Annotated in this window: 2 protein-coding genes; both read left to right on the top strand. The window is 63.1% G+C overall.

The window, feature by feature from the left end:
* Positions 1-215 precede the first annotated feature (215 nt).
* Positions 216-1,721, top strand: coding sequence for an IS21 family transposase (gene istA, locus DPM33_RS35545; RefSeq protein WP_425373614.1), 1,506 nt, complete (start codon positions 216-218; stop codon positions 1,719-1,721).
* Positions 1,721-2,542 (top strand): IS21-like element helper ATPase IstB, encoded by an 822-nt coding sequence (gene istB / locus DPM33_RS35550; RefSeq protein WP_112102221.1) that lies wholly within the window; start codon positions 1,721-1,723, stop codon positions 2,540-2,542. The genes istA and istB overlap by 1 nt, the downstream gene beginning before the upstream one ends.
* Positions 2,543-2,747 lie beyond the last annotated feature (205 nt).

Genomic DNA, 2,747 nt, shown 5'->3' on the forward strand with positions numbered 1-2,747 from the left:
GAGTGCGCGGCGACAACTACGGTGGCCGGTTCAGCGACAACTATGATGGCCGGTGGGGTCGCCCGTCGGGCCCGGTCGCAGGGAGGGGCGGAGCCCCGACCGGAGAGCGGGTCTGACGGGCGGGCGCGACAGAAGCCCCTTGCGAGGGGATCTGATCGGGGCGCGTGGAGTGGTGGTATCTGAACACCTATCGAACATAGCAGCGATAGGTACCGATGCCTGGCCTCCACATCACCGATCAACAGGTACATCGTTACATGTCTCAGCGTCGTCACCATCCCCAGGCCGTTGCGGCCGCCAAGGCCGGTATCAGCGAACGTAGTGCACGCCGGATCGACAAGAATCCGCAGCTGCCATCCCAGAAGAAGCGCGAGCGGCGCTGGCGTACCCGGCCTGACCCCCTCGAACAGATATGGCCACGCGTGGAGGAGCTGCTGAAGATCCCAGGCATCCTCTCAGTCACCATTTTCGAGACCGTGCAGGACGAGTTCGGGGAGGCCGTCGTCCCCGATGGCGTCAGGCGGACCCTCGAGCGCCGGATTGCCCGGTGGCGGGCACTGAATGGGGGCGAGAAGGAGATCTTCTTCCCACAGCATCACGAGATCGGCCGCCAAGGCCTCCTGGATTTCACCGTCGCTGACGATTTGCACGTCACCATCGCCGGCCTTCACTTCGACCATCGGCTCTTTCATTTTCGCCTTGCCAGCAGCGGCTGGGAGGATTCAGCGGTCGTGCTGGGTGGAGAGAGCTTCACCGCTCTGTCCGAGCATCTGCAGGATGCGCTGTGGAAGCTGGGAGGCGCACCCGCCGAGCTCCGCAGCGACTCGCTATCGGCCGCCTACAAAAATCTCGACGCCGACGCCCAGCGCGATTTCACCCACAACTATGAAGCGCTGTGCCGACATTATGGCATGACGCCGACGCGCAACAACAAAGGTGTCGCCCATGAGAACGGTTCAATCGAAGCTCCCAATGGCCACCTGAAGCGACGGCTCGATCAGGCCCTGCGCCGTCGCGGCAGCCGCGATTTCCCCAGCATCCAGGACTACCGCCGCTTCGTCGATCAGGAGGTGGCCAAGCAGAACCGACGCCGGGCCAGGCTCGTGGATGACGAGCGCCGCGTCCTCAAGCCGCTGCCGCTGAAGCGAACCACGGATTTCACCCTGGTCAGCGCAGACGTCACCCGCAACAGCACCGTCAGCGTCGACCGTATCACCTATTCGGTACCCTCGCGCCTCATCGGCTACCGCCTCCATGCCCATCTCTATGATGACCGGGTTGAGTTCTTCCTCGGGCCGGACCAGGTGATGACCGCCGACAGGGTCCGCGTCAAACATGCGGAGCGAGGACACAATATCGATTTCCGGCACTTCATCGGCAACCTGAAGCGCAAGCCCCAGGCGCTGCGCTATCTGGTCTACCGCAACGCCTTGTTCCCCACCCATGCCTATACCCGGGTGTGGCAGGCGCTCGATGCCGCTCTCGATGCCCGGCAGGCCTGCCGCGACATGGTCGCTCTCCTCGATATCGCCGCCAATGGCAACTGCGTCGATGCTCTGGCCCTGCGTATCGAGGCCGCGCTCGATAGAGGCAAACTCCCCAATGTCGCCAAGCTGAAGAGCGAGTTCCTGCCCACGGTCAGAAGCCGTGTCGACGTCACTATCCCGCCGCCCGATTTCGCCGGGTACAACCATTTGCTCGCCAACGCACAGGTGCTGTGATGAGCAGGACCAAGGATCAGGCCGCCGCCGTGCTGCCCACCCTGCTGTCGGCACTGCGCCTGCCCAGCATCAGCCGCAACTGGAAGCATCTCACCGACACCGCCGATCGCGATGGCTGGCCCGCGGCCAACCTTCTTGCCTGCCTGCTCGAGATCGAGATGGCTGAGCGCGCCTCTCGACGCATCCAGCGCCATCGCGAACAGTCCGGCTTGCCTGCCGGCAAGACCTTCGCCACTTTCGACTTCGACTTCGACTTCCCTTCCGGAATCCGAAAGCCCCATTTGCTTTCCCTGGCCACCGGCGAAGGCTGGATCGAAAGCGGCGGCAATATCCTCATTTTTGGCCAGAGCGGCACCGGCAAGACGCACGTGATTGCCGCCATCGGTCACGCCCTCATCGATGCCGGTCGCCGCGTCCTGTTTTCCACAACCACCGATATGGTGCAGAAGCTTCAGGCCGCTCGCCGCGAGCTCAGTCTCCCCTCGATGCTCGACAAACTCGACAAGTACGACCTCATTGTACTCGACGAGCTGTCTTACGTCCGAAAGGACCAGCTGGAGACCAGTGCCCTGTTCGAGCTCATCGCTCACCGATACGAACGACACTCCATCGCCATCACCGCCAACGAGCCTTTCTCCGGATGGTCGGACGTTTTTCCAGGTCCCGCTATGACGGTCGCGGCCATAGACCGCCTCGTGCACCACTCCACCATCATCGAGATGAACGGTGAGAGCTATCGGAAGCGAGCCGCCGTCGCCCGCGGCGCCGGTATGCAAAACGTCAACGATCAACCAGAAGACCCGCCCAACCGGTCATCGTAATTGCCGGTGCCGACAACTACTCGCCGCAGATCCGCGGCCGCCTCCCGCCCGTCACGCTGACCCAGCGACAATTACAACTCCGATAATTGTCGCTGGCCAGTTGCCAGACAACCGACCCGGTGATACCCAAATCACACCACTCGGCGCTGCCTCCCACCGGCCATCATAATCGCCGCCGACCGGTCTCCCTAATCGCCGCGCTACA

This window comes from Mesorhizobium hawassense (assembly GCF_003289945.1).
GTDB lineage: Bacteria > Pseudomonadota > Alphaproteobacteria > Rhizobiales > Rhizobiaceae > Mesorhizobium > Mesorhizobium hawassense.